The organism is Xenorhabdus santafensis, assembly GCF_033949405.1.
GTDB classification, from domain to species: Bacteria; Pseudomonadota; Gammaproteobacteria; order Enterobacterales; family Enterobacteriaceae; genus Xenorhabdus; species Xenorhabdus santafensis.
On sequence record NZ_VCDN01000064.1, the window covers coordinates 1 to 26,727 of the forward strand.

Consider the following 26,727-nt stretch of genomic DNA (forward strand, 5'->3'; position numbering starts at 1 on the left):
TTATCAAAACGGTGACTGGGGTGAATGAGTGCAGCCAACAAAGAGGCAGCTTTAAAGACGAAGAGTATATAACCGCGGCTGCGTTATGCAGCCGTTAAACGAGGTGATTACATGTTAGGCAAGCTTCGCATATCAACCAGCCTGTATCTGTTATTGATGATGTTTTGTGTAATGCAAATTATTTCGAGTGGTTTGTCTCTGGGAATAATTCATACAGACCAGACATATATTGAGAGAATTGATCTGGGAACGCAACGGAGAGATACCCTTGGGCTGAGTTGGGCTGCATTGTTACAAACACGTAACACTCTGAACAAAATCGCACTTGCCCAAAAAGTGGGGCAACCGGAAGATCGCATCGTCGTAATGGAAGCATTGCTTAAAAGTTCTCTTAATGAAGCGGAACGAAATTTCGCCAAGTTTATTTCATTGCCACAAGTTGGAGAGAATAAACAGAGAGATGCTTTATTGACTGAGATAGAACTCGCTTACCAAGAATACTTTAATGCATTAAAAGAACTGAAAGATTATCTCTATAGCGGAAATTTTCAGGCTTTCCATGATCAGCCTACAGAAACGTATCAGAGCCGAATGGAAGTTGCCTATAACAACTACATGAAGTACCTCAATAATAATATTGTGGAAGTGGTAGCAGCAGCGGCGCTTTATTACAAAACCGCTATTGCGATGTTCTTCGGCTCTATTTTAATGGTGTTTATTGTCGCTCTGGCCGCTCATTGGTGGTTGAAACGCAATCTTCTCAGGCCATTTGCCAATATGAGAGCGTGTTTTCAGGATGTGGCTGATGGGCGCTTGAATAAAGAAATAGCTGTCACAACCAATGATGAAATTGGTGATATATTCAAACAGTTACGTGATATGCAAAATTCACTGATCACTTCAATTGGTGCAGTGCGTGACAATACCAACCAAATGTATGTCGGTATTCAAGAAATTACACAAGGCAACACAGACCTCTCGTCACGTACAGAAGAGCAGGCGGCCTCACTGGAAGAAACTGCGGCCAGCATGGAAGAGTTGACCGTAACAGTTAAGCAAAACGCAGAAAATGCGCGTCAGGCGAGTGAGCTGGCAGTATCGGCTTCTCAGGTTGCATCAAAAGGTGGAAAGCTGACCACCAGCGTTGTAGCAACCATGGATGAAATTGCCAATAGCTCGAAAAAAATCAGCGCCATCATTAGCGTGATTGATGGCATTGCATTCCAGACCAATATTCTGGCATTGAACGCCGCAGTTGAAGCCGCCCGTGCTGGCGAGCAGGGGCGCGGGTTCTCTGTCGTGGCTGGTGAAGTCCGCGATTTGGCACAGAGAAGTGCTGAAGCAGCAAAAGAGATAAAAATACTTATCGATGAATCTGTCCACCGAGTGAGCCAAGGTTCAGAGCTGGTCAACGATGCAGGGCAAACGATGGATGAACTCGTTGTATCCGTTAATCGAGTCACCGATCTCATGGCTGAAATTGCGGCGGCTTCTGATGAACAGAGCCGTGGAATTCACCAAGTTGCTCAGGCTGTCAGCCAAATGGATCAAGTCACACAACAAAATGCGACCTTGGTAGAACAATCTGCGGCTGCTGCCTCAGCACTTGAAGATAAAGCAGATATGTTAGTGAAAACAGTGACACAATTTGAACTGCCTGCAAATTCATCACACAAGCGTCAGGGGGCTTCTGCATCAAACATGACCAATGAGTATGTTGTAGATTAAGTACACTGAGGTCAGATGAAATCCAATTTAATAGCTTCAGATTCTGATGCTACAGCGCCGCTGAGCTTTATGCTCACGCGGCATGCTTTGTCAGATGCGCAATTTGAGCGCATCTGCCAGTTTATCTATCAACGGGCTGGCATTGTACTGGCAAAAAATAAACGTGAAATGGTCTATAACCGCTTAGTCAGGCGGTTACGTGTATTAGGGTTAGATAACTTTGGTCAATATTTGTCGATTCTGGAACACGATATCCATAGCGGAGAGTGGGAATTGTTCATTAATTCATTGACCACCAATCTCACGGCATTTTTCAGGGAAGCACACCATTTTCCTATTCTGGCAGCCCATGCCAGCCGGAAAAATGGTGGAACATACCGTGTTTGGAGCGCCGCCGCTTCAACAGGTGAGGAGCCATATTCAATTGCAATGACTCTGTGTGATTCACTGGGGCATAGATCAAACAGGATAAAAATCATTGGCAGCGATATAGATACCAGTGTGCTGGAAAAAGCCCGGCAAGGTGTTTATCGGTTGGAAGAATTGCAGACTCTCAGCGAAAGCCAAAAGAAAAAATATTTTTTCAAAGGGGTGGGGCTCTTTGAAGGTTATGCGCGCGTGCGCCCTGTGCTGACTGATCTAATCAGCTTCCAGCACTTGAATCTATTGGATTCTGATTGGGCGCTTGACGAGAAATTTGATGCGATATTCTGCCGCAATGTCATGATTTATTTTGATAAAAAGACGCAGGAAAGGATCTTGCGCCGTTTCGTCAATTTCTTAAAACCAGACGGTTTGCTCTTTGCGGGGCATTCTGAAAACGTCACTCAAATTAGCCGAGAGTTCTACTTGCAAGGACAGACCGTTTACGGTGTAGGTCGGGCAAGGAGGGGTCATGAATAAAATAACTGTTCTTTGTGTGGATGATTCGGCACTAATGCGCCAAATCATGCGGGAAATTATCAATAGTCATCCTGATATGGAAGTGGTGGATTGCGCGCCGGATCCATTTGTTGCCCGTGATCTCATCAAAAAACACAACCCGCAGGTATTAACGTTGGATGTTGAAATGCCTCGCATGGATGGCATTGATTTTCTGGAGAAATTAATGCGGTTGCGCCCCATGCCGGTTGTGATGGTTTCTTCCCTGACAGGAAAGGGTTCAGAAATCACACTGAAAGCACTGGAATTGGGGGCGGTTGATTTTGTCACTAAACCCCAGCTCGGTATCCGCGATGGCATGTTGGCATACAGTGAATTGATTGCTGAAAAGATTCGGGCGGCGGCGCAGGCAAAAGTCAGCACCATCAAAGCCGACACTGGTGTTTCAGCCCCACTGAATTTCAAGCCGTTGCTGTCCAGTGAAAAACTGATCGCAGTTGGGGCTTCAACGGGGGGAACAGAGGCAATCAAAAACCTGCTGCAACCATTGCCGGTTACCAGCCCGGCCTTGCTGATAACGCAACATATGCCTCCCGGTTTCACGCGCTCATTTGCCGAAAGGCTCAATAAATTGAGCCAAATTACCGTGAAAGAAGCTGAGGATGGCGAACGTGTTTTGCCGGGGCATGCCTATATTGCACCGGGCGATCGCCATATGGAACTTTGCCGCAGCGGGGCGAATTACCAAATCATGATAACCGGTGCCTTGCCGGTTAATCGGCATCGTCCTTCCGTTGATGTTTTATTCCGCTCTGTTGCCAGATATGCAGGGCGTAATGCCGTGGGTGTCATTCTGACCGGAATGGGCAGTGATGGTGCTGCGGGATTATTGGAAATGAAACAAGCTGGTGCCTATACCTTGGCACAAGATGAAACAAGTTGCGTGGTATTCGGAATGCCGCGTGCGGCTATCCAATTGGGGGCTGTGGATGAAGTGATGGATCTCCAAAAAATCAGTAAAACGATGCTGGCCAAAATCAGCATGGGTCAATCGGTGCGTATTTAGCAGTTGTATTTGATGTTAATTTTTGCAGCACTATTTTTTTGTAATACGTTTCGTAATGCGTTTTTATAAAAAATAAGTGCTGTCGGACAAGTGAAATTCCAAGGAGTTTTTATGGCAAGTAAGGATCTGAGATTTCTGGTAGTCGATGACTTTTCAACTATGCGTCGAATTGTACGTAATCTACTGAAAGAATTGGGCTTCAATAATGTAGACGAAGCGCAGGATGGGGCGGAGGCACTGACTAAACTTCGTACTGCTGAATTTGATTTCGTTATTTCTGACTGGAATATGCCAAATATTGACGGGCTGGAATTGTTGAAAACAATTCGCGGTGAAGAAAAATTAGCAGCATTGCCTGTTTTGATGGTCACGGCAGAAGCGAAAAAAGAAAACATTATTGCAGCCGCACAAGCTGGTGCCAGCGGTTATGTCGTGAAACCATTCACCGCTGCTATTTTAGAAGAGAAACTCGATAAAATATTTGAAAAATTGGGGCTCTAAGGAGACAAAATGAGTGAAAATCCAGTCATGCCGAGAGATGAGGCGATCCCAACCAGTGAAATAATCAGTCGTATCGGGCAATTAACGAGAATGCTGCGTGATAGCCTGCGTGAACTGGGATTGGATCAAACTATTGCTCAGGCGGCTGAGGCGATCCCAGATGCAAGGGAGCGATTGAATTACGTTGTCCAAATGACGGCACAAGCGGCTGAAAGAGTGCTGAACTGCGTTGAAGCAGCGCAGCCTCGTCAAAACGAATTGGAAGCATCTGCAAAATCCTTGACTGAACGTTGGGATGAGTGGTTTGCCAACCCGAAAAATTTGGATTTGACAGATGCCCGCTCACTGGTAACGGACACAAGGAATTACCTAAACCTTGTGCCTGACTATGCCTCATTTACCAATGCCCAATTACTTGAAATCATGATGGCTCAAGACTTTCAGGATCTTACCGGGCAGGTAATCAAACGGATGATGGAAGTCATTCAGGAACTGGAAAAACAATTGGTTATGGTATTGATGGAAAATATGCCCTCTGACCAGATAGTCAAAGCTAAAAAAGAGAACGATAGTCTTCTTAATGGGCCTCAAGTCAACCAAAATGGTGCAGGCGTTATTGCCAACCAGGAACAAGTTGATGATTTGCTGGATAGTTTAGGGTTTTGATAACGAGTGCGAGTATTTAACAAGCAGTAGCTAACCAAATAGTATTTAACAATGAGTCGCTTACAAATAATATTTTAATCGTAACTTTTTTATAAATAGAATCTTAAAGAACAAAACTTAAAAGTTTTGTTCTCGTTTGGGTGAGTCTGGAGGCTGGCCCAAACGCCAGCCCCAATGCAATTTATTTCTCATTTTTGTGCCTCATTTTATTTTTCATTGCTTATTTTTTACTTCTCATTATTTATTGTTCACCTTAATAAATTTACGGGTAAATATTTATAAATTGTAGAGAGTGACACATTGTAAAGAATCGATAACTGCTTGCGGCTATGTCCTTTATCCAGCAATCGGGCGGCCTGCTGTCTGTCTTCTTCGGTAAATATCACGGGGCGCCCGCCAATTCGGCCCTGTTCCCGTGCTGCGGCCAGACCGGCATTGGTTCTTTCCACAATCAACTCGCGTTCCATTTCTGCCAGCGCGCTCATTACGTGGAAAAAAAACCGCCCCATTGCCGTACTGGTATCAATACTGTCAGTCAGGCTTTGGAAGTGGATCCCCCGTTCGTGCAGCTCAGAAATGAGCGTTACCAGATTTTTTACGCTTCTCCCCAATCTATCCAATTTCCAAACAACCAAAGTATCGCCGGAATGAAGATGTTTTAAAGCTCTCTTCAAACCCGGGCGATTAGCGGTTTTTCCACTGATTCTGTCTTCAAAAATAAATTCACAGTTAATGCTGTTCAGCGCATTTCTTTGTAAATCACTATTTTGGTCATTTGTTGACACTCTGATGTAACCCACTTTTGCCACTGATAATCCTTTAATTACGTTATACGTTTCGTCTTTCAAATTGCCTTTTTGTTGGCTGAATTCGTTCACCCCGACCACCGTTTTTATAAACATACGGATCCGGGGATGATCTCCCTTGTCGCCTCGATGCAATTTGAAATCCATTGCGTATAGAGACTATTTATTATGTAGATAATACTGATTTGGCCGATACAAAAAACCAATAATTAATAATATTTCGAGATAAAAGTTTGCTATGTGACAGCAGTAACATAACAAGTAATGAAATAATTACACTTATTAATTAACTCATTGAAACATGACCAAATCGAGTGATTTAACTCACAGTATTAATTTTTCCTTCCAGTAATAGCGAATAAGTTCTCGCTTATTTTCCAAAAATACTCTTTATTTAATTGAAATAATTTTGTTGCTAACTTGTTACGTTAAATGCCGAGGGTGTATATGGAACAGATTACACAATGGTTAGGTGCAATAAACGGGGTAGTATGGGGCATTCCAATGCTAATTGGGTTGCTGGGCATTGGTATCTTCATGCAGATCCGCCTATCCTTTTTGCCCATCCGTAAACTGGGTATGGGTTTCAAATTACTTTTCCAAAAAAATGAAAAACGGGGCGAAGGCCAGATTTCACCTTTCAATGCGTTGATGACTGCGTTGTCAGCAACAATTGGAACCGGGAATATAGCGGGTGTCGCGACCGCCATTGTCATGGGCGGGCCGGGTGCACTGTTCTGGATGTGGATGACCGCTTTAGTGGGCATGGCGACAAAATATTCAGAAGCCGTGCTGGCGGTACGTTTCCGTGAAACCGACAAAAAAGGGAATTACGTTGGCGGCCCAATGTACTACATCAAAAATGGCCTTGGGAAAAAATGGGTTTGGCTGGGAACGCTTTTTGCCTTTTTCGGCAGTATAGCTGGCTTTGGCATCGGCAATACGGTACAGGCCAACTCAGTTGCAGATGTACTGGAAAGTAATTTTGGCATCGAAAAAGCCATCACTGCGGGCATTTTGGTTATTTTGGTCGGCGCTGTGTTGATCGGCGGCATTAAACGTATTTCTGATGTTGCCGGAAAATTAGTACCTATTATGACAGTCGGTTACTTTGGTGCCGGAATCATTGTGCTGGGGATGAATATTTCTGCCATTCCGGATGCCTTTGCTTTAATCATCAAATCTGCTTTCACGCCAGTCGCGGCTCAGGGCGGATTTGCTGGTGCTGCGGTCTGGGCGGCGATCCGTTTTGGTATTGCCCGTGGCATATTCTCAAACGAAGCGGGCATGGGAAGCGCCCCAATCGCCCACGCCGCAGCCAAAACCCAAAACCCGATCCGCCAAGGGCTGATTGCCATGCTGGGAACGTTCATTGACACCATTATTGTCTGCTCCGTAACCGGCTTGACCATTATTATTACGGGCGGCTGGCTGTCCGGCCAGACGGGGGCAACATTGACCGCGGCTTCTTTCTCAGCCGTCATCCCGGGAGGCAATTATATTGTTGCCGTGGCCTTGGCGATTTTTGCCTTCACGACCATTTTAGGCTGGAGCTTCTACGGTGAAAAATGTATCCAATATTTACTGGGGCCAAAAGCTATCGTGCCTTTCCGTATTGCCTGGATTATTGCGTTGCCGATTGGCGCCACTCAGTCATTGACTTTTGTCTGGTTGCTGGCGGATACCCTCAACGCAATGATGGCAATTCCCAACCTGATAGCCATCGCGTTGCTCAGCCCGGTTGTGTATAGGCTGACGAAAGATCATATTAAAGATGTTAACGCGGATAGCATTGACATTAAGCCTGTGATGAAGGCGGATTGATATTTTTAAAAACAATGTATTGATGTCAGTAAGTGAAATCAGTAAGTGAAAATAAAAAGTGAACAATAAAAAATAAGAAACGAAAAAATAGGGAGTGGTGATTACAAGCCACTTTCTATTTTTCACCGCTTTTTACCATCAAAATGAATAATTATTCCTTTGGAAATGCCAGCATGATGCCATTGGGCTTTTTTGCTGCCCTAACCATAATTCCCCAAATACCCCCGCAAAATTCGCAGTGTTCCCGCCATTGAATTCTTGGGCTTTTGTCATGCTTATCGTCATCTTTCAAGTTACAGCTTTGTTGGCTGCGCTCACTCACCTCGGTCACATAGTCATCTATGCTCCCGGGGATTAATGAAAGGCTCTGCCTTTCACCGGAGGCCAGCCTTTGGCTGGGCAAACTCGTTCCCGACGAATTTGTCATTCCCTTGCCGTCGCGCTGTATCTTGAAATCCATAGGGTATAGCACAATTTTGTTTGCTCTTTTCCAAAGGCAAATTTTACATGTAATAACGAACGCTCACCAAGGAAAGTCGTGGCTGAAGATAGCGATCTCGAAAAAACCGAAGAACCCACGCCCCATAAACGGGAAAAAGCCCGTAAAGAGGGGCAGATTGCGCGTTCCAAGGAGCTCACCTCAATCCTGATGTTGGCGGGAGGGGTAAGCCTGCTCTGGATGAGCGGGCAGTCGATCACCCATGAACTTTCATTGATGGTATTTGAAGGGTTCAACTTCGACCACAATATGGTCAGCAACGATAAACAGATGGTGCAACAAGTCGGTCGATTGCTGAAACAAGCCGTTTTTGCCTTGCTGCCCGTTTTTGCCGGGTTGGTCTTGATTGCCCTTGGCGCCCCGACGTTGATGGGGGGGCTGTTATTTAGCTCCAAATCCGTCAAATTTGATCTGAAAAAGCTGAACCCGATTTCGGGTCTGAAAAAAATATTCTCCATGAATGCGTTGGCTGAATTATTTAAAGCCATTTTGAAAGCATCAATGGTCGGTTGCGGTGCTGCCTTGTTTATCTGGTCGAATTGGCCGGCCATGCTGAATCTGATTGCTCAGCCGCCATTGATGGCATTGAGTGATGCCATGATGATGCTGATCTTTGCCAGCTATATTGTCTTGTTTATGTTGATACCGATGGTGGCATTTGATGTGTTGTATCAAATCCGCAGCCATCTGAAAAAATTGAGAATGACCCGTCAGGAGATCAAGGATGAATTTAAGGAGCAAGAAGGGGATCCCCATGTAAAGGCAAGAATTCGTCAACAACAGCGAGCGGCCGCGCGTAAGCGCATGATGGCGGATGTGCCGAAGGCAGATGTCATTGTCACTAACCCGACCCATTACGCCGTTGCCTTACAGTATGACAGTAAAAAAATGGGTGCCCCCAAAGTACTGGCAAAAGGGGCCGGGCTTATTGCCTTGCGCATAAAAGAAATTGGTGCGGAGAATCGCATTCCGTTACTGGAAGCGCCGCCTTTGGCAAGGGCGTTGTTTCGTCATGCTGAAGTCGGGGGCTTTATTCCTGCTGCGCTCTATGCTGCTGTCGCAGAAGTGCTTGCCTGGGTTTACCAATTAAAACGTTGGAAACAGGAAGGTGGCCTGAAACCGAAGAAACCTGAAAATCTGCCAGTGCCGCCAGCACTGGATTTTGCTGGAGAAAATAATCGTCATGGCTAATCTGGCCTCATTACTACGCTTAATGGGAAATCGTTCAACGGGAAATCTTTTACCGGGGAATATGAAAGGCTCCGAGTGGCAAATGCTTGCGGGGCCTGTTCTGATCTTGATGATCTTGTCGATGATGGTACTGCCGTTGCCGCCATTTTTGCTTGATCTGTTGTTCACTTTTAATATCGCACTTTCCATCATGGTCTTGCTGGTGGCAATGTTCACCCGCCGGACGCTGGATTTCGCTGCATTCCCGACTATTCTGCTATTTTCAACCTTATTGCGTCTCTCCCTGAACGTTGCTTCCACTCGAATCATCCTGATGGAAGGCCATACCGGTTCGGCGGCGGCCGGGCAAGTGGTGGAAGCTTTTGGTCACTTTCTTGTGGGCGGTAACTTTGCAATTGGTATCGTTGTTTTCGTTATCCTGATCCTGATTAACTTCATGGTCATCACCAAAGGTGCGGGGCGTATTGCAGAAGTTGGTGCGCGCTTCGTGCTGGATGGTATGCCCGGCAAACAAATGGCGATTGATGCCGACTTGAATGCCGGATTAATCGGCGAGGATGAAGCCAAGAAACGTCGTGCCGAAGTCACACAGGAAGCTGATTTTTATGGCTCAATGGATGGTGCGAGTAAATTTGTGCGTGGCGATGCCATCGCCGGCTTGATGATCTTGGTGATTAATGTCATTGGCGGATTAATTGTTGGTGTTGCCCAACATGGCCTGACTCTGGGCGATGCGGCGGAAGCTTATACATTGCTGACCATTGGTGACGGATTGGTTGCCCAGTTGCCAGCATTAATCATCTCTACTGCGGCGGGTGTTATCGTTACCCGCGTGGCAACGGATGAAGATGTCGGCCAGCAAATGGTAACCCAGCTTTTCAACAACCCTAAGGTCATGATGTTGAGTGCTGGCGTGCTTGGGTTACTCGGTCTGGTACCGGGAATGCCTAACTTTGTGTTCCTGCTGTTCACGGCAGCATTGGCGGGATTGGGCTGGTTCCTGCTGCGTAAAGATAAAAACCCGTTGATGGCACAACACGAAGAGATGAAAGCGGTGGAAGAGCAACAACAAACCGCAGAAGCGTCATGGTCTGATGTGCAGTTGGAAGATCCACTGGGAATGGAAGTGGGCTACCGTTTGATCCCAATGGTCGATTTCCGTCAAAACGGGGAATTGCTGGGTCGTATCAGTGGCATTCGCAAAAAATTTGCGCAAGAAGTGGGATATTTGCCTCCTGTCGTGCACATCCGTGACAATTTGGAATTAGCGCCGGCCAGTTACCGCATTATGATGAAAGGGGTAGAAATTGGCCGTGGTGAAGCACATCCGGGGCGTTGGCTGGCGATCAATCCGGGCGGTGCTGTGGGCGAACTACAGGGCGATTTAACAACCGATCCGGCCTTTGGCTTGGCGGCGGTGTGGATTGATGACAGCTTAAGGGAACAGGCACAAGTACAGGGATATACTGTTGTTGCGGCCAGCACGGTTGTTGCAACTCACTTGAACCATTTGCTGTCCCAACACTCCAGCGAACTGTTCGGCAGACAAGAAGCCCAACAATTGTTTGAACGTGTCAGTCAGGAAATGCCAAAACTGACGGAAGACTTCATTCCTGATGTTGTCAGCTTGACGACTTTGCATAAAGTTCTGCAAAACCTGCTGGCAGAGCAAGTGCCGATCCGCGACATGCGCTCCATTATTGAAACATTGGCTGAACATGCACCGGTACAGAAAGATCCTTATGAATTGACTGCCATGATCCGAATTTCACTCGGCAGGGCCATCGCCCAGCAATGGTTCCCGGGAGCAGATGAAATAAAAGTCATTGGCTTGGATACCAGTCTGGAAAGATTGCTGCTTCAGGCACTGCAAAATGGCGGTGGATTAGAACCGGGCTTGGCGGAAAGCTTGGAACGTCAGGCCGCAGAAGCTTTGGAGCGTCAAGAAATGCTGGGAGCGCCGCCAGTGTTGCTGGTCAACCATGCGCTGCGCCCATTATTATCCCGTTTCCTGCGCCGCGTATTGCCGCGGTTGGTTGTATTGTCCAACCTTGAAATTACGGACAACCGCCAAATCAGAATGACCGCGACTATTGGCGGGGCGAGATAATATTGAGTAGGTTGTGTTTTAACCCCGATTAGAACTTCCTGTATTTTCAATTTCCAGTTTTAAACAGGGCAAGATATGAATATTCATATCTTGCCCAACACCTGAACATCTGCCACTAACATTTTGTCTCATTCAGCAATAAAAAAATTCTTGATACATCAAAAGATTGCTAGACTGATTAGAAAGCAACATTTCTAATATGTTATTATCGCAGTAGTTTTTTTCTTCTCTCAAATTCGCCGGAGAAATTCAGATGCCCAAAATCCATGTGGGACTCTTTTTTGGAGGGAAATCTTCCGAGCATGAAGTCTCTCTTCAATCAGCCAAAAATATCCTTGAAGCTATAGATAAAGAAAAGTTTGATGTGTCCCTTATTGGCATAGACAAAGAAGGTGTGTGGCATCTAAACGAGGCTTCCGGGTTCTTGCTCAATGCAGATAACCCTAGTCTTATCGCATTAAATCAGTCGGGAAGGCACGTTGCACTTGTGCCGGGGCAGCAGAAAAACCAGCTGATCGAATCCAAAAACGCTCAACTGCTTTCACAATTAGATGTGATTTTTCCTATTGTGCACGGCACGCAGGGAGAAGATGGCTCATTGCAGGGATTACTTCGCATGGCTAATCTCCCATTCGTGGGTTCCGGGGTACTTGGTTCTGCTGTATGTATGGATAAAGATGTGGCTAAACGCCTGCTTCGCGATGCAGGACTAGAGGTTGCGCCTTTCATATGCCTTAATCGCCATAAACGTCATGAACTGAGCTTTGAAACCATTCAGGCACAATTAGGTATGCCTGTATTCATAAAACCCGCAAATCAAGGTTCTTCTGTCGGAGTCAGCAAAGTGACGACTCCAGAAGAGCTGGAAATCGCCCTTGATCTGGCTTTCACTTTTGACAACAAATTGTTAATAGAAAAAGCCATTAATGGGAGAGAAATTGAGTGTGCGGTGCTGGGCAATGAGTATCCTGAAGCTAGTGTATGTGGAGAAATTGTACTTAGCCGCGGTTTCTACTCTTATGAAACCAAATATATTGAAAGTGACGGTGCAAAACTAGCTATCCCTGCCCAGATGAGTCAGGATGCCAGCGAGCGTATACGGAATATGGCCTTAAAAGCATTTGAGGCTCTTGAGTGTGCGGGAATGGCTCGTGTGGATGTATTTATGACTGAAGACGAGCAGATTGTGATTAATGAAGTTAACACGCTGCCAGGGTTTACCAGCATCAGCATGTATCCAAAACTCTGGGGAGCCACAGGTATTAGCTATACAAACTTAATCACGCGGCTTATTGAGTTAGCGATAGAACGCCACCAAAATGAAGCCCAATTGAAAAGCTCGGTATTTTAACGAGTAGTAGGGATTTTTCCCTTTCAGGAAGGTTAGGTAAGTGGGTTTATAACTGTTTAAACAGCAAATAAAGTAAACCCCTTATCTTTGCTGATATACACATCGTTTTTCAAGTTGCATCTTTGCTGGCGGCACTTACTTCAGCCACTGTTTACAGCCTCGATGCAACTCGAAATCCATAGGGTACAAACCAAACAAACCTGTAGATATGGCTATCTGGACATCACAATAAAAAATCAAACGCTGACTTTGTGACCAGATAACGCCGTATTACGGTGTGCCTGACCATCTGCACCATAAAGAGAAGGGCTGTGGTGACTTTTCAGAAAAGCAATCGCTTGACTGTTCAACTCGACATGTTGATCCAGCAAAAGACCATTATGCGCATTTAAATCACGGATGCGCTCAAGTGTTTGGCTAATTTGTTCCCATAATATAGCCAATCTTTCATGGGCGGCATAAGGCGCATTGATTTTCAGCGTTTCATTTAAGTACTGACGTTTTCGTTCTGCGTGATCAAGCGCCGAAAGCAAAAATGTTTTTTGTTCCGTCACCCGATGTAAATGATTCGCTTCAATAAAGCCTTCACTTAATATGCGCTGCTCTTCTGCCATAGTATGAGAAAGCGAATTTAAATGTGCGCGTTGCTGTTCGAGCAAGAGTTGAAGTTCTTCCATTTATGGCTCTTTATGATTTTGATGGTTTATTTATCATATTCCATGTTTTCAAGGGCTTCTCTGAACAGGGCATCGGCAATCTTACCGCTGTCCATTGTCAGGGTTCCCTTTGCAATGGCTTCTTTCAATTGTTGTACTTTCTGGATATCAATATCCTGACTGCTTGGCTGAACAAGCTTTTTCTGTGCTTCACTCAGTTTAACCTGTGTATCGGCACTTTTTTCTGCCACAGCCACAGTTCTGCGAGTGCTTTGAGCACCTTCATTGGCATTCCGTTGCTGTAAAGCAGCAATAGCCAGTAGAGGTTGAGTGCGTTCAATACTCATAATCGTAATCCTTTAATCAGGCATTATTTATTTGTCTTATACCTGTCGTCTTTCAAGTTGCAGCTTTGTTGGCTACGCTCACACACCAGTCACATAGTTATCCATGTTTCAGGTGATGCCTTTCCTTGCCGTCGCACTGCATCTTGAAATCCATCGGGTATAGGTAGCAGGCGATATACCGCTGGCATGCCTGTAAATCATGGTCTGTTGGTTATATCGGCTGGAAGAAATAAAACTTTAGCCATTTATAACATCATTTTTACACTACCATTCTCTTGAGCTTCACCAGTAATAACCTGTCCGGAGTTCAGGCGAACACGAATATTATCAAAACTCGCGGCGTTGTTAATCGCTTTTCCTTCGTAACGCACTTGAAAATGGTGTCCATCTACGGTAACGACCACATTTTGTCCGGCTTCTATTGCCCAAGGACGCCGGATCATATTGCGTGTGATGAATTGCCCGGCAGCGATGTTACGAAGTGCAATACCATGTTGTATGGCCTTTTTGTTACGAATTATGTCGTTTGGCAGCTTGTCCAATGCTCCCGTTTTAATGTGAAAATCTTTTTCTGTCAGGGTTGCACTACGGTTAATGGCTCGCTTAGCGACTAAATAGGAACCGGTGACATTGACATAAGCCTGAATAAAGCGTCGTTGTTGGCCGCACGTTACAGGAACGGAAAGGCTTCCCCAATTCTTGTTGCCAATTGGCTGCTGTATTTCAGGCAGTTCACAATCCGGCCATTGCTGTTCAGGCGTTTTTATTTCTACTTTGACTTTATTGCCTGATGTGTGATGGATCTGGCTGAAATAGTCGCTTATCAATTGCGGTAAGTTGTTCCCCCAAGAGACAGAACTGACAAAAAATAAATTAAGGAAAAAGGTAAGAAACCCGATAGTTTTTAATGCCGGCATTTAACCACCTTAACCCTGTTAGCGAACCATGATTTCAAAACATATTCAGTACCTGTTGGATGTTAATAGTGTAACGCGATTGATTATTCGTTAATGGGATAAATAGCAATCCAATTTGTTTCTATTCTTCGAATCAGCTTTTTCTTCTCCGTTTATTCTGTTAGCTGCTTGGAGCTTATCCCAGCACTGTTTTATCAATATACCCTCTAGATTTCGAGTTGCAGCCAACAAGGCTGTAACTTGAAAGACGACGGGTATAAGTAGTCAGCAAAAACGAGGAAGGAATATGCTCGATAAATTAGATGCCGCCTTTCAATTTCGACAAGAAGCGCTGGCACTCCGTAATCAGCGGCAGGAAATTCTGTCCGCTAATATCGCCAATGCGGATACCCCTGGCTATCAGGCGCGTGATATCGATTTTGCGGCTCAGCTGAAAAAAACGATGGCACATGGTCGTGTAACGGGAAATGGAATTGGGCTGACTCTGACATCCGATCGGCATATTCCCATTCAACCTCAAAAGCGTCTGGAGATGGATCTGCTGTATAGGGTGCCATATCAGACGGCAATGGATGGAAATACCGTTGACATGGATATGGAACGCAGCAATTTCGCAGATAACAGTCTGAAATATCAGGCTGAACTTACTATGACGAATGCGCAGATCAAAAGCATGATGTCAGTTCTACAGTCACAAGGATAATGGGAATGTCTTTACTCAGTATTTTTGATATTGCCAGCTCTGCGCTTTCCGCTCAGTCCCAGCGACTGAACGTCAGCGCCAGCAATATGGCGAATGCCGATAGTATTGTCGGGCCGGATGGTGAGCCTTATCGTGCCAAGCAAGTGGTTTTCCGCGTTGCCGCACCGGCGGGGCAGGAGATAGGCGGAGTTCGGGTCAGCGAGGTCGTGGATGATCCTACGCCTTTCCGCCTTGAATATAAGCCGGGTAACCCATTGGCTGATGAAAAAGGTTATGTACGTATGCCGAATGTGGATGTGGTCGGGGAAATGGTCAACACCATCTCTGCTTCCCGCAGTTATCAGGCAAACGTTGAAGTGCTTAACACCACTAAGTCCATCATGTTGAAAACGTTGACGCTGGGTCAGTAACAGGAATTCCATTATGGCAGTGACCGCTTCAATCAATGATTCATTGGATAATACCACGGTAGGCGAGCTTGCCTCCGGGGCAAAGACAAAACCACAAAGCAGCGACGATATTAAAGATAATTTCTTGAATTTATTGGTCGCCCAGCTCAAGAATCAAGATCCAACCAATCCGATGCAAAATAATGAGTTAACAACTCAGCTTGCACAGATCAGCACCGTTCAGGGTGTAGAAAAACTCAATAAAACACTGGGAGCTGTTGTCGGACAGATGGACAACAATCAGGCGATGCAGACGACATTGCTGATTAATCGGGGTGTTATGGTGCCCGGCGATAAAATTCTGGTGGGCTCCAGTGAAGATAAAGGCATTAGCACAACGCCATTTGGCTTTGAGCTGACCCGACCTGCCGATGACGTGAAAATAACCATCAAAGATAAGAGTGGTGCGGTAGTTCGGGAATTGGATATCGGCAAATTTGAAGCTGGTGTCCAGAGTTTCGTATGGGATGGCAAAGACGCAGATGGCAAGGATGTGGAAAACGGAGCTTACAGCTTCACTGTTTCCGCAAGCTATCAAAATCAAGCGTTAGTGACACTTCCGCTGACCTATGCCGTAGTCAACGGCGTCACGCGGGGTGAGGATGGCACTAAATTAGATTTAGGGCTGGCGGGTACGGTAACCATGGATAAAGTTCGTCAGATTCTTTAATTAAACGGAGGACATATGTCTTTTTCACAAGCGGTTAGTGGCTTGAATGCCGCAGCGAGTAACCTGGACGTTATTGGTAATAACATTGCAAACTCGGCTACTTTTGGCTTTAAATCCAGCTCCGCTGCTTTCGCGGACGTTTTCAGCGGCTCAGATGTGGGCTTGGGTGTTAAGGTTTCTGGCATGGTTCAGAACTTTAAAGATGGCTCAACCACCACGACTAACCGCCAGTTGGACATGGCTATCACACAGGGCGGTTTTTTCCGCATGCAGGACTCCAACGGCAATATTTTCTATTCCCGCAATGGTCAGTTCCAGATGGATGCAGACCGTAACCTGATCAATATGCAGGGGATGAAACTGACCGGTTATCCGGCGGTCAACGGTGAAGTACAGCAGGGCGGGGCAGTCGGGCCGATTTCGATCCCAACCGACATGCTGGATGCAAAAGCTACGACCGAAATGAAACTGAAAGCCAATCTGAATTCAATGGAAACGGCGATCAGCGGCACATTTGATCCCAACAAGAAAGACACATTTAATTTCAGTGCACCGCTTCAAGCATTTGATAGCTTGGGGAATGAGCATGATATCAATGTGTTTTTTGTTAAAACAGAAAATAACAAATGGGCAGTTCATGCGCTGGACAGATCTGTTGGCGGTGAACCTCAGGCACTGGGTGAGTTAGAATTCAGTACCAGCGGCCAAATGAAAGAGATTCCGGCGTTTAAATTTAATTTGGCTGCTTTGAATGGCTCAGCGCCTGCGGAAATCAACATTGATCTCAATGGCAGCAAGCAGCAGAGCATTGCACAAAACTCCATCGCACCGCCAAAGCAGGATGGTTATGCGACCGGCCATTTCACCAACTACCGGGTTGATAATGACGGTAAAATTTATGGTGTTTACTCTAACTCCCAGACTTTGGCTCTCGGTCAGGTGGTACTGGCAAACTTCTCTAACCCTGAAGGTTTGGCTTCACAAGGCGATAACGTGTGGGCGGAATCCGGTGCCTCCGGCAGCCCGGTTGTGGGCCTCGCAGGTTCAGGCAACTTCGGTAAGCTCATCAGCGGCGCGCTGGAAGCCTCTAACGTGGACATGAGCCAAGAACTGGTCAACATGATCGTCGCTCAGCGTAACTATCAATCCAACGCCCAGACCATCAAGACGCAAGATCAAATTCTGCAAACTCTGGTCAGCATGCGTTAACAGGCTCCGGCTGGCCGCTTTTTTTGGAGATAGTTTATGGATCACGTCATTTATACCGCGATGGGCGCAGCACGACAAACGCTGGAGCATCAGGCCGTTACTGCCAATAATCTGGCCAATGCGTCAACGCCGGGCTTTAAAGCCCAGCTTGCTGCGTTGCGTGCCGTACCGATTGAAGGCGAAACCCTGCCAACGCGTACACTCACAGTTGCCTCCACTCCCGGCATGGATAGCCGTCAGGGGCCAATGAATTATACCTCGCGTCCGCTGGACGTGGCTGTCGGACAAGGCGGCTATTTGGCGGTTCAACTCGAAGATGGAACGGAAGCCTATACCCGCAACGGCAGCATTCAGATTTCACCCGAAGGCCAATTGATGGTGCAGGGGCGCATGTTAATGGGTGAAAACGGGCCGATTGATGTTCCGCCACAGGCTGAACTGACCATCGCGGCAGATGGCGCTATCTCTGCGTTGATTGCCAGCGATCCGCCAACTTTGTTGGGACAGATTGGCAAACTGAAAATCGTTAAACCAGAAGCCAACCAAGTGGTGCGGGGTGACGATGGTTTGTTCCATCTGACGCCACAGGCTCAAGAGCAACTGGGTAATGAACTGGCGGCCAGTACAGAAGTGAAAATCATGCCGGGTGTTCTGGAAGGCAGCAATGTCAATCCGGTAGAAAGCATGGTGAACATGATAGCCAACGCGCGTCGCTTTGAGATGCAGATGAAAGTCATACACAGTTCCGATGAGAATGCACAGCGGGCTAACCAAATTCTCGCGATGAGCTGAATCGGGAACAGGGGATAAATTCATGATCCGATCTTTATGGATTGCCAAGACTGGGCTGGATGCTCAGCAAACAAATATGGATGTCATTGCCAACAACTTGGCAAACGTCAGTACCAACGGTTTTAAACGTCAGCGCGCTGTCTTTGAAGATTTACTCTATCAAACAGAGCGTCAACCGGGTGCGATGTCATCTGAACAGACTAACCTGCCTTCGGGTTTGCAGATAGGTACAGGTGTGCGTCCGGTCGCGACTGAGCGTCTGCACAGTCAAGGTAACTTGGCTCAGACCAATAACAGCAAAGACGTCGCCATCAAGGGACAAGGTTTCTTCCAGATCCAGATGCCTGATGGCACAACAGGCTATACCCGCGATGGTTCATTCCAGGTTGATCAAAATGGTCAGTTGGTGACTGCGGGCGGTTTTCAGGTCGTTCCGGCGATCATCATTCCGGACAATGCCACCAAAATCAGCATTGCCCGTGACGGGATCGTCAGTGTGAACGTGCAGGGGCAAAATGCGCCTCAGCAGGTTGGGCAATTGACGCTGACCACATTCATCAATGAAAGCGGTTTGGAAAGTGTCGGTGAAAACCTGTATCTGGAAACCAACAGTTCCGGTGTTCCGGTGGAAAATGCCCCGGGCATCAATGGCGCAGGGTTGCTTTACCAAGGTTATGTTGAAACATCCAACGTCAATGTGGCGGAAGAGCTGGTCAATATGATTCAGGTGCAGAGAGCTTACGAAATCAACAGTAAAGCGGTATCCACGTCTGATCAGATGCTGCAAAAACTGACTCAGTTATAACCCGATCATAAATAGTGGGGGAATCGTTTCTCTCACTGTTTTTGTGATAAAACTAATTTCTGCAATAAACATAAGAGCATAGAAGATGGATACAATGCCAGTTGCCGAGAACCATGCCGGAAGCCATGCTAACAACCATATAGCTTATGACTCTGCCGGTTTACGGAAAAACCGGGGAAATAAGTGGCGTATCAGCATATCTATGGCGGTACTCACATTGTCAGCGCTGACATTAGGGGGATGTGCATATATACCGCACAAACCGCTGGTGGACGGGCAGACAACCGCAAAGCCTGCCGAAACACCCGCGCCAACACCAAATGGTTCTGTTTTCCAAGTTGTCCAGCCGGTCTATTACGGTTATCAACCCCTGTTTGAAGACCGCCGTCCACGCAATATCGGCGATACGCTGACGATTATCCTGCAAGAAAACGTCAGTGCGAGCAAAAACTCTTCAGCCAATGCCAGCCGCAACGGCAAAACAGGATTCGCTGCTGCGTTGACCCCACGTTTCTTACAGGGATTGATCGGTGGTGACAAAACTGATTTGGGCATGGAAGGTAACAGCGAATTTGGCGGCAAAGGCGGCGCAAATGCCAACAATACGTTCAGGGGCACGATTACTGTCACCGTGAATAAACTGCTGGCGAATGGCAATTTGCACGTGGTGGGCGAAAAACAGATCGCCATCAATCAGGGGACGGAATTCATCCGCTTCTCTGGCGTTGTGAATCCGCGCACTATCAGCGGCAGCAATACCGTGAGTTCCAACCAAGTTGCGGATGCACGCATTGAATATGTCGGCGATGGTTATATCAACGAAGCGCAGAATATGGGCTGGTTACAGCGTTTCTTTATGAATATCTCACCGTTTTAAAAGAGGATGGTCAGGATGAAAAAATTAGTCGCCAGCCTTTTTGCACTTTTGCTGGTGTTATCCAATGCGTTTGTGCCTACCAGCGCTTTTGCGGAGCGTATTCGTGATTTGACGAGTATTGAAGGTGTCAGGGATAACGCATTGATCGGCTATGGTTTGGTTGTTGGATTGGATGGAACGGGTGACCAAACCATGCAAACACCTTTTACCACCCAAAGCCTGAGCAATATGCTGTCACAATTGGGGATCACCGTGCCGCCCGGCACCAACATGCAGCTTAAAAACGTCGCTGCCGTCATGGTGACAGCCAAGCTGCCACCTTTTGCACGTTCAGGGCAAAGCATCGATATCGTGGTTTCTTCGTTGGGGAATGCCAAGAGCCTGCGTGGCGGGACGTTGCTGATGACTCCGCTGAAAGGGGTGGATAATCAGGTCTATGCATTGGCTCAGGGAAATATTCTGGTAGGGGGTGCAGGGGCAAGTGCGGGTGGCAATAGCATAAAAATCAATCAGCTTGCGGGAGGCCGTATCTCCAACGGTGCTGTGATTGAACGTGAATTGCCGACACAATTTGGTCAGAAAGGCACATTGAACCTGCAACTGAATGATGATGATTTTGGTCTGGCCCAGCAAATCAGTGATGCAGTCAACCGTCTGAAAGGTACAGGAACAGCCACACCGCTGGACTCCCGGACTGTCCAGTTACGTTTGCCGATTGAGAACAGTGAACAGGTTAAATTCCTGTCTCAAGTGCAGAACCTGAATATCCGTGTTGATGCCGGTGACGCCAAAGTGATTTTCAACTCCCGTACAGGCTCGGTAGTGATGAATCGCAATGTTACGCTGGATAGCTGCGCAATTGCCCACGGCAGCCTTTCTGTCACGGTTGAGCGTCAGACTGCGGTCAATCAACCCAATACACCGCTGGCGGGAGGGAACACTGTCGTCACCCGCAATACCGGAATTGGCATTCAGGAACAGGGCGGCGCATTGCAACAACTCAGTGCCAGTGCGAATTTGACGCAAGTCGTGCGTGCATTGAATGCATTGGGTGCCACCCCAACAGATCTCATGTCGATTTTGCAGGCGATGGAGAGCGCAGGTTGTCTGCGTGCGAAATTGGAGATTATCTAATGAACGACTTCCTGACGACGCCCAATGCGGCTTACGACCTCAATTCGCTGCATTCATTGAAAGCCAAACTGTCACAGGAACCACAACAAGGGCTACGGCAAGTAGCCCAACAACTTGAAGGCGTCTTCGTCCAGATGATGCTGAAAAGCATGCGTTCCTCATTGCCGCAGGATGGCATATTGAGCAGTGACCAGACACGCTTTTATACTTCGATGTACGATCAGCAAATTGCCCAAGACCTTTCCCAGAAAGGGCTGGGATTTGCTGACATGATAGTCAAACAGTTTTCCAATGCGAAGACGGCTCCCAGTGAATTGGCGGGCACTCAGCCGATGCCGCTGGACAAGGAAATTCTACACACATTACCGAAGCAGGCACTGGAGCAATTTATACGCCGTGCCATGCCTGAAAGTTCTTCTTCAACGTATTCCAACCGCGCTGCTGAAACCCGGTCACTGCCAATGAACAGTGCTAACTTTGTTTCCATGCTCTCGTTACCGGCACAACTGGCAAGCCAGCAAAGCGGGATCCCGCATTTGTTGATCATCGCTCAGGCTGCGCTGGAATCAGGTTGGGGACAACGTGAAATTCTGACCGCAGATGGTAAACCGAGTCATAACCTGTTTGGCATCAAAGCGGGCAAAAATTGGAAAGGGCCGGTCACCAACATCATGACAACGGAATACATTGATGGTGAGCCAAAGAAAATGCAGGACAGTTTTCGTGTGTATGGTTCTTATGCTGAAGCGATAACGGATTACACCAAATTACTGACAGAAAATCCGCGTTACACCAAAGTCGCACAATCCACAACGGCGGAGCAGGGCGCGCACTCCTTGCAAGAGGCAGGATATGCCACCGATCCCGGTTATGCCAAAAAACTCGTATCACTGATCCAGCAGTTAAAAAATACCGGCAATCAAATGGCAAAAGCCTACTCCTCTGATTTTGATAATTTATTTTAAATAAATAACTGTTTCAAACGGCCGCTTCTAGATAACTCAATTTTAAGCGGCCGCCATCGAAAACAAGGGCATATTTGCTCAAGGAACAGGGATACCTGCCGATAACTGTAACAGTGAATGACCTCCCATCGCTGGAGGTTTAAAGAAAACGTAAAAGGATCTACACATGTCCAATAGTCTTATGAATACTGCCATGAGTGGTATCAATGCCGCGCAGGTGGCAATGGGTGTAGTAGGTAATAACATCGCCAATTCCAAAAGTGCGGACTATAACCGACAGACTACCGTAATGACGCAGAATAATGGAACCATGTCGCCTGTAGGCTTTGTGGGCAACGGAGTGGTTGTCAGCTCTATCAATCGCGAATACAGCGAATTCATCAGCCAACAATATAATTCAGCGCAAACAAAACATGCTGCCCTGAAAACGTATAACCAGCAGATCTCCAAAATTAATGATTTGTTGGCAGATAAAGACACTAGTTTGTCTAACACGATTGAAGATTTCTTCAAAAGTCTGGGAACGGTTGAGAGCAACGCGGAAGACAGTGCAGCCAGAACAACCGTTCTGGGTAAAGCCGAAGGTCTGATCAGCCGTTTCAAGGAAGCTGATGAATATTTGCGCCAGATAGATGGCAGCATCAATTCTCAAGTTGAGCAAAATGTTCAAGAGATCAACAAATACGCGGAACAAATCGCGGAACTGAACAAAGAAATTACGCGTATGCGCGGCACAGGCAATGGTGAGCCACTGGCCTTGCTGGATCAGCGCGATGAAGCCGTTAATCGATTAAACCAGTTGGTCGACGTGAATGTCGTTCAGCAGGACGGCGGTGTTTATAACGTCTCATTTGGTGGCGGCACAACACTGGTCACTGGTGGCAAATCCTATCGTCTGGAAGCGATCCCATCCAGCACTGACAGCAGCCGCATTACTGTGGGCTATAACAATGGCATCGGCGAGACAAGAGAAATTGATGAACGATTCATTTCTCGGGGGTCGTTGGGCGGCGCATTGCAAGTGCGCGGGGAAGTGGTGGATAAAACCCGCAATGAATTGAACCAACTGGCATTGGTGATGGCCGATCAATTCAATCAGGTACAGAATGCCGGCTTTGACCTGAACGGCGATAAGGGGATTGATTTCTTTAACTTTGCCAAACCTGAAATTGTGTCCAACAACAACAACCAAGGTTCAGCCGAAATCACAGTGGAGTATGCAGATACCACTAAAGTTAAAGCCAGTGACTACACCCTCAAATTTGAAGGCGGGGACTGGAAAGTTCAGCGCGTATCAGACAAAGCCATCATTCCGGTGGAAAAGAAAGGGGATACGCTGGAGTTTGATGGCCTGAAAGTCACCATCGATAGTTCCAAGGCACAAGAGCACGACACTCACACCTTGAAATCTGTCAGCAATGTCATCGCCACATTAGAAATCAATTTGAAAGATTCTTCCCAGTTGGCAACCGCAGGCGCTAAAGATGGCGGCCCAAGCGATAACCGCAATGTGAAGAAATTCCTTGAATTGCAGGACAAACGTTTGGTGGATGGTAAATCCTCTTTTGCTGGTGCATACGCGTCTCTGGTCAGTAAAGTGGGTAGCGATGCAAACAAAGCCAAAGTCGGTTTTGAAGCGCAAGGGCATATCGTCGATAAATTGGGTTCAACTCGCCAATCCATTTCTGGCGTCAACATGGACGAAGAATACGGCGAACTGCAACGCTTGCAGCAATATTACCTGGCAAACGCCCGTGTCATCCAGACTGCGACAACCTTGTTTGACGCAATCTTGGGTATTCGCTAATCACCATTCAGTTAAAGACATACCCATTGGATTTCAAGTTGCCGCTTTGTCTACGGCAACTTGAAACACGACGGGGGTAAAAAAGGAAATAAGATTGTGCGTGTAAGTACGAATCAACTCTATGACCAAAAGATGAATGGGATCTTCGGTGCCCAATCTAAGTGGATGAAATCGGGTGAACAACTCTCCAGCGGCCGTCGGGTGATTACCCCGTCTGACGATCCTCTGGCTGCTTCACAAAACATCATGGTTTCTCAATCTGAATCGAAAAACCAGCAGTTCGCCACTGCCCGTATATTTGCCAAAAATGCTATGTCAACACAGTTGAGCATCACATCAAGTATGGTGAAAGTGACAACGAATGTATTTGAAACATTAGTTGCAGCGGCAGATGAGCAGAGTGTTCAGGATCGTGCCTCCTATGCACAACAGTTGGAAGGCTTTAAACAACAACTGTTGAATTTGGGCAATAAAACGGATGGTAACGGCCGTTATGTCTTTGCTGGCTATAAGACGGATAAACCCCCTTTTGTGGCCAGTGAGGATGGAAAAGTCAGCTATGTTGGCGGTGATGAGAAAATCACCCAGAAAGTGGATGATAACCGTTCAATGACCATTGCCCATACTGGCAGGGAAGTCTTTCTATCCCAGCCCGGCAATCCGATCAAAGAGCCGGATGGCACAACCAACAGTGAATCTGATGTTTTCGCCTCCATTGATATGGCGATCAAGGCACTGAAAGCCCCTTATGGCAGCGCGACAGAAGAAGAAAAGAATGAAGCGATGGAGCTGATGAATAAAGCTAATCGTGGAATTCGCAATAGCCTGAATAACTTCTCCTCTGCTGAAGCGGTATTAGGTTTGCAGCTCCAGGAATTGGAACAGTTGGATGCCTTGGGCAGCGAACGCAGCATCTCCAATAAAGTACGTTCAGGTGAACTGGTGGATGTTGACTGGACAGCGACGATTTCCGAGTACTACCAGCAACAAGCCGCACTGCAAGCCTCTTTCAAAGCCTTTACTGATTTAAAAGGCATGTCTTTATTTGAGATGTACCGCTGATTTAAAACCCTTTCAGATTTAAAGTTGCAGCCGTTCGGGCTGCAGCTATAAATACTCGTCGTACTTCAAGATGCATTTATATTTTCTCCGCGACGCGGGGAAAAATACTCTGCTTCCTGCAACTTCAAATTAATTGCGTATATAATTACTAATTGTTAATTGTTTTATTAATGCAAAATCGAATATTAAAAACTAAAATATATCTAAGAATGAGAATGTCCTTTAATTTATTTAGAGAATTAACTTCATAATAAACTGTTATGTAAAGGCAATGTATTTAAATGTCAATGAGTTTGGTATGTGTGATAACTATGAATAAGTAACTATTTCTGTTATCTGTTTATATTCTATTTATATATAAAATTGAATTTTACGCTTTTAAGTTATATTATTACAATCAATTATCTTTGTTGAAGTTTGAAAAATATCAATGAGAAAAACATTAGTAATGTAAAAGTTACCTCAATATATTTAAAGTTAATATGTAGTTAGGAGATAAATATGCCACATCAAGAAAATAAATTTGCCACAAAAAAAAGATATAAAAAGAAATCAGGGCCTAATGGGAATAATGTTGAGATAGGACATAATATTGTTAAGAGGTGCATTAATTCTCCTATTAAGATTGCTGATATTGTTAGCTTGTTGAATATATATGACATAAATGATATTTGTGTAGCAATGACTAAAGGCCAATATGAAAATATCATTAGTTCTTACAAGAGAATAACGCATGGGGAAGAGTTGCCACCGTATTTCTTATTTAACTTTATTGGTATTTTAAATGATTTAGATTCTCCTCGCCATAATTTAGATGATATAAAAAGTCAAGTTATGTATCAGGCGGTTGAAACTAAAGAAAAAGTATTTCAAGCATATAAAGCCAGTCTTGAATCAACTTCAAACGAATACTATTCAAATTTTGAGAAAAATGTAAAAAAATATCTATCTAAAGGAACGGGAATAGCCGCAGTAATATTATCGGTAATGATTAGAAACTTCCTTTCCAAGCAATTCGAAGCATTTTTAAAAACCCCGTATGAAGCATTAAAAGAAATAGCTCCAGCAATCACAGAAACAGCTTCAAATGCAATAGCAGAATTTGCTAGTGAAATTGCGCCAGGATTTAAAGAGGCATTTAAAGTCGATAATAAGGAAATATATAAAACCGTTTCTAAGAAAACGGGAAGTGCACTTGATCATACAATGGGAGGGCCTCTCCGTAAAAAGCATGACAATGAAGTAAAGAATAAAATAGCAGATGATGTTGCTAAACTTACAAACCACCTAGATAATATTATTGAAAATGTTATAGAAATTATTAATAATTATAAAAATAATGGTAAAAGATGTAAAATTGTTGGGAGAAGTGAATTGCCACTAATTGCTTTTGTAACTGAGGTTAATCGCAGGGGAAAAATCACGGAAATTTACATACCTAATATAGGTAATGTAGGCTATGTGACTAAAACAGATGAAAAAGGTATAATATCCACAACTGAAAAACACAATATTAATATTGTAGGTAGTCAATTTGTGATACCTAATATAGTAGATCCAGAGGTAAGTGGAAAGATGATTAGGTATTATCATGAAGATAATATCATTACTGATCTTTCAGATAGTAAACTCGAAGAGGAAATAGCTGATGCAATGAGAGAAGTACACGCAAATAATAATGGAGAACAATAATATTGGAATAAGATGGTT

26 protein-coding genes are annotated in these 26,727 nt (G+C 45.7%); 21 read left to right on the plus strand and 5 right to left on the minus strand.

Translation table 11 applies throughout. From position 1 onward, the window contains the following. Positions 1-111 precede the first annotated feature (111 nt). The 5 genes from FE392_RS15245 (at position 112) to cheZ (ending at position 4,843) form a co-directional block, all read left to right on the plus strand. Positions 112-1,728 (plus strand): methyl-accepting chemotaxis protein, encoded by a 1,617-nt coding sequence (locus FE392_RS15245; protein WP_319931074.1) that lies wholly within the window; start codon positions 112-114, stop codon positions 1,726-1,728. 15 nt (positions 1,729-1,743) lie between these two features. Beyond that, positions 1,744-2,631 (plus strand): protein-glutamate O-methyltransferase CheR, encoded by an 888-nt coding sequence (gene cheR, locus FE392_RS15250; RefSeq protein WP_319931075.1) that lies wholly within the window; start codon positions 1,744-1,746, stop codon positions 2,629-2,631. Further along, positions 2,624-3,676: a protein-glutamate methylesterase/protein-glutamine glutaminase gene (locus FE392_RS15255; RefSeq protein ID WP_319931076.1), complete on the plus strand. Its 1,053-nt coding sequence runs from the start codon at positions 2,624-2,626 to the stop codon at positions 3,674-3,676. The genes cheR and FE392_RS15255 overlap by 8 nt, the downstream gene beginning before the upstream one ends. A gap of 111 nt (positions 3,677-3,787) precedes the next feature. After that, entirely contained in the window at positions 3,788-4,177 is a 390-nt protein-coding gene (gene cheY, locus FE392_RS15260) for a chemotaxis response regulator CheY (RefSeq protein ID WP_319931077.1), read from the plus strand. Positions 4,178-4,186: 9 nt separating this feature from the next. After that, complete coding sequence (gene cheZ / locus FE392_RS15265) at positions 4,187-4,843, plus strand: protein phosphatase CheZ (protein WP_319931078.1); 657 nt, start codon at positions 4,187-4,189, stop codon at positions 4,841-4,843. Between the two features lie 248 nt (positions 4,844-5,091). On the opposite strand, the gene FE392_RS15270 is transcribed toward cheZ, so the two are convergent. Next, the gene (locus FE392_RS15270) at positions 5,092-5,652 is read right to left on the minus strand and encodes a recombinase family protein (protein WP_319931155.1); all 561 of its coding nucleotides are present in this window, start codon (positions 5,650-5,652) and stop codon (positions 5,092-5,094) included. 444 nt (positions 5,653-6,096) lie between these two features. Here FE392_RS15270 and FE392_RS15275 point away from each other — a divergent pair, with 444 nt between their 5' ends. After that, on the plus strand, positions 6,097-7,473 hold the full coding sequence (locus FE392_RS15275) for an alanine/glycine:cation symporter family protein (RefSeq protein ID WP_319931079.1): 1,377 nt from the start codon (positions 6,097-6,099) through the stop codon (positions 7,471-7,473). 151 nt (positions 7,474-7,624) lie between these two features. On the opposite strand, the gene FE392_RS15280 is transcribed toward FE392_RS15275, so the two are convergent. Then, the gene (locus FE392_RS15280) at positions 7,625-7,933 is read right to left on the minus strand and encodes a hypothetical protein (RefSeq protein ID WP_319931080.1); all 309 of its coding nucleotides are present in this window, start codon (positions 7,931-7,933) and stop codon (positions 7,625-7,627) included. Positions 7,934-8,011: 78 nt separating this feature from the next. On the opposite strand from FE392_RS15280, the gene flhB reads away from it, so the two are divergent. The 3 genes from flhB (at position 8,012) to ddlA (ending at position 12,624) form a co-directional block, all read left to right on the plus strand. After that, the gene (gene flhB / locus FE392_RS15285) at positions 8,012-9,163 is read left to right on the plus strand and encodes a flagellar biosynthesis protein FlhB (protein WP_319931081.1); all 1,152 of its coding nucleotides are present in this window, start codon (positions 8,012-8,014) and stop codon (positions 9,161-9,163) included. Next, positions 9,156-11,273, plus strand: coding sequence for a flagellar biosynthesis protein FlhA (flhA, locus tag FE392_RS15290; RefSeq protein WP_319931082.1), 2,118 nt, complete (start codon positions 9,156-9,158; stop codon positions 11,271-11,273). Before flhB ends, flhA begins: the two co-directional genes overlap by 8 nt. 253 nt (positions 11,274-11,526) lie before the next feature. Next, complete coding sequence (gene ddlA, locus FE392_RS15295) at positions 11,527-12,624, plus strand: D-alanine--D-alanine ligase (RefSeq protein WP_319931083.1); 1,098 nt, start codon at positions 11,527-11,529, stop codon at positions 12,622-12,624. Between the two features lie 236 nt (positions 12,625-12,860). Here the strand turns inward: ddlA and FE392_RS15300 are convergent, their stop codons facing one another. The 3 genes from FE392_RS15300 to flgA form a co-directional block, all read right to left on the minus strand. Next, the gene (locus FE392_RS15300; protein WP_319931084.1) at positions 12,861-13,301 is read right to left on the minus strand and encodes a flagella synthesis protein FlgN; all 441 of its coding nucleotides are present in this window, start codon (positions 13,299-13,301) and stop codon (positions 12,861-12,863) included. A gap of 26 nt (positions 13,302-13,327) precedes the next feature. Next, on the minus strand, positions 13,328-13,627 hold the full coding sequence (gene flgM / locus FE392_RS15305; protein WP_319931085.1) for a flagellar biosynthesis anti-sigma factor FlgM: 300 nt from the start codon (positions 13,625-13,627) through the stop codon (positions 13,328-13,330). A 245-nt stretch (positions 13,628-13,872) separates the two neighbouring features. After that, positions 13,873-14,544, minus strand: a complete 672-nt coding sequence (gene flgA / locus FE392_RS15310) for a flagellar basal body P-ring formation chaperone FlgA (protein ID WP_319931086.1) — start codon at positions 14,542-14,544, stop codon at positions 13,873-13,875. Positions 14,545-14,830: 286 nt separating this feature from the next. On the opposite strand from flgA, the gene flgB reads away from it, so the two are divergent. The 12 genes from flgB (at position 14,831) to FE392_RS15370 (ending at position 26,709) form a co-directional block, all read left to right on the plus strand. Beyond that, complete coding sequence (gene flgB, locus FE392_RS15315) at positions 14,831-15,247, plus strand: flagellar basal body rod protein FlgB (protein WP_319931087.1); 417 nt, start codon at positions 14,831-14,833, stop codon at positions 15,245-15,247. A gap of 5 nt (positions 15,248-15,252) precedes the next feature. Then, a complete protein-coding gene (gene flgC / locus FE392_RS15320) occupies positions 15,253-15,657 on the plus strand; it encodes a flagellar basal body rod protein FlgC (protein WP_092507023.1) in 405 nt (134 codons plus the stop codon). A gap of 13 nt (positions 15,658-15,670) precedes the next feature. Beyond that, the gene (gene flgD / locus FE392_RS15325; RefSeq protein WP_319931088.1) at positions 15,671-16,366 is read left to right on the plus strand and encodes a flagellar hook assembly protein FlgD; all 696 of its coding nucleotides are present in this window, start codon (positions 15,671-15,673) and stop codon (positions 16,364-16,366) included. A 15-nt stretch (positions 16,367-16,381) separates the two neighbouring features. Continuing rightward, a complete protein-coding gene (gene flgE / locus FE392_RS15330; RefSeq protein WP_319931089.1) occupies positions 16,382-17,575 on the plus strand; it encodes a flagellar hook protein FlgE in 1,194 nt (397 codons plus the stop codon). Between the two features lie 36 nt (positions 17,576-17,611). Continuing rightward, a complete protein-coding gene (locus tag FE392_RS15335; protein WP_092507020.1) occupies positions 17,612-18,367 on the plus strand; it encodes a flagellar basal body rod protein FlgF in 756 nt (251 codons plus the stop codon). Positions 18,368-18,389: 22 nt separating this feature from the next. Then, positions 18,390-19,172 carry a flagellar basal-body rod protein FlgG gene (gene flgG, locus FE392_RS15340; RefSeq protein WP_092507019.1) on the plus strand — a complete coding sequence of 261 codons (783 nt, stop codon included), beginning with the start codon at positions 18,390-18,392 and terminating at the stop codon, positions 19,170-19,172. 202 nt (positions 19,173-19,374) lie between these two features. Continuing rightward, a complete protein-coding gene (locus FE392_RS15345; protein WP_319931156.1) occupies positions 19,375-20,049 on the plus strand; it encodes a flagellar basal body L-ring protein FlgH in 675 nt (224 codons plus the stop codon). Between the two features lie 15 nt (positions 20,050-20,064). Then, entirely contained in the window at positions 20,065-21,183 is a 1,119-nt protein-coding gene (locus tag FE392_RS15350) for a flagellar basal body P-ring protein FlgI (protein ID WP_319931090.1), read from the plus strand. Beyond that, a complete protein-coding gene (gene flgJ, locus FE392_RS15355; protein WP_319931091.1) occupies positions 21,183-22,148 on the plus strand; it encodes a flagellar assembly peptidoglycan hydrolase FlgJ in 966 nt (321 codons plus the stop codon). Before FE392_RS15350 ends, flgJ begins: the two co-directional genes overlap by 1 nt. Before the next feature lie 166 nt (positions 22,149-22,314). After that, the gene (gene flgK / locus FE392_RS15360; protein ID WP_319931092.1) at positions 22,315-23,955 is read left to right on the plus strand and encodes a flagellar hook-associated protein FlgK; all 1,641 of its coding nucleotides are present in this window, start codon (positions 22,315-22,317) and stop codon (positions 23,953-23,955) included. A gap of 96 nt (positions 23,956-24,051) precedes the next feature. Further along, positions 24,052-25,017 carry a flagellar hook-associated protein FlgL gene (flgL, locus tag FE392_RS15365; protein WP_319931093.1) on the plus strand — a complete coding sequence of 322 codons (966 nt, stop codon included), beginning with the start codon at positions 24,052-24,054 and terminating at the stop codon, positions 25,015-25,017. Positions 25,018-25,518: 501 nt separating this feature from the next. Further along, a complete protein-coding gene (locus tag FE392_RS15370) occupies positions 25,519-26,709 on the plus strand; it encodes a hypothetical protein (protein ID WP_319931094.1) in 1,191 nt (396 codons plus the stop codon). Positions 26,710-26,727: the final 18 nt, after the last annotated feature.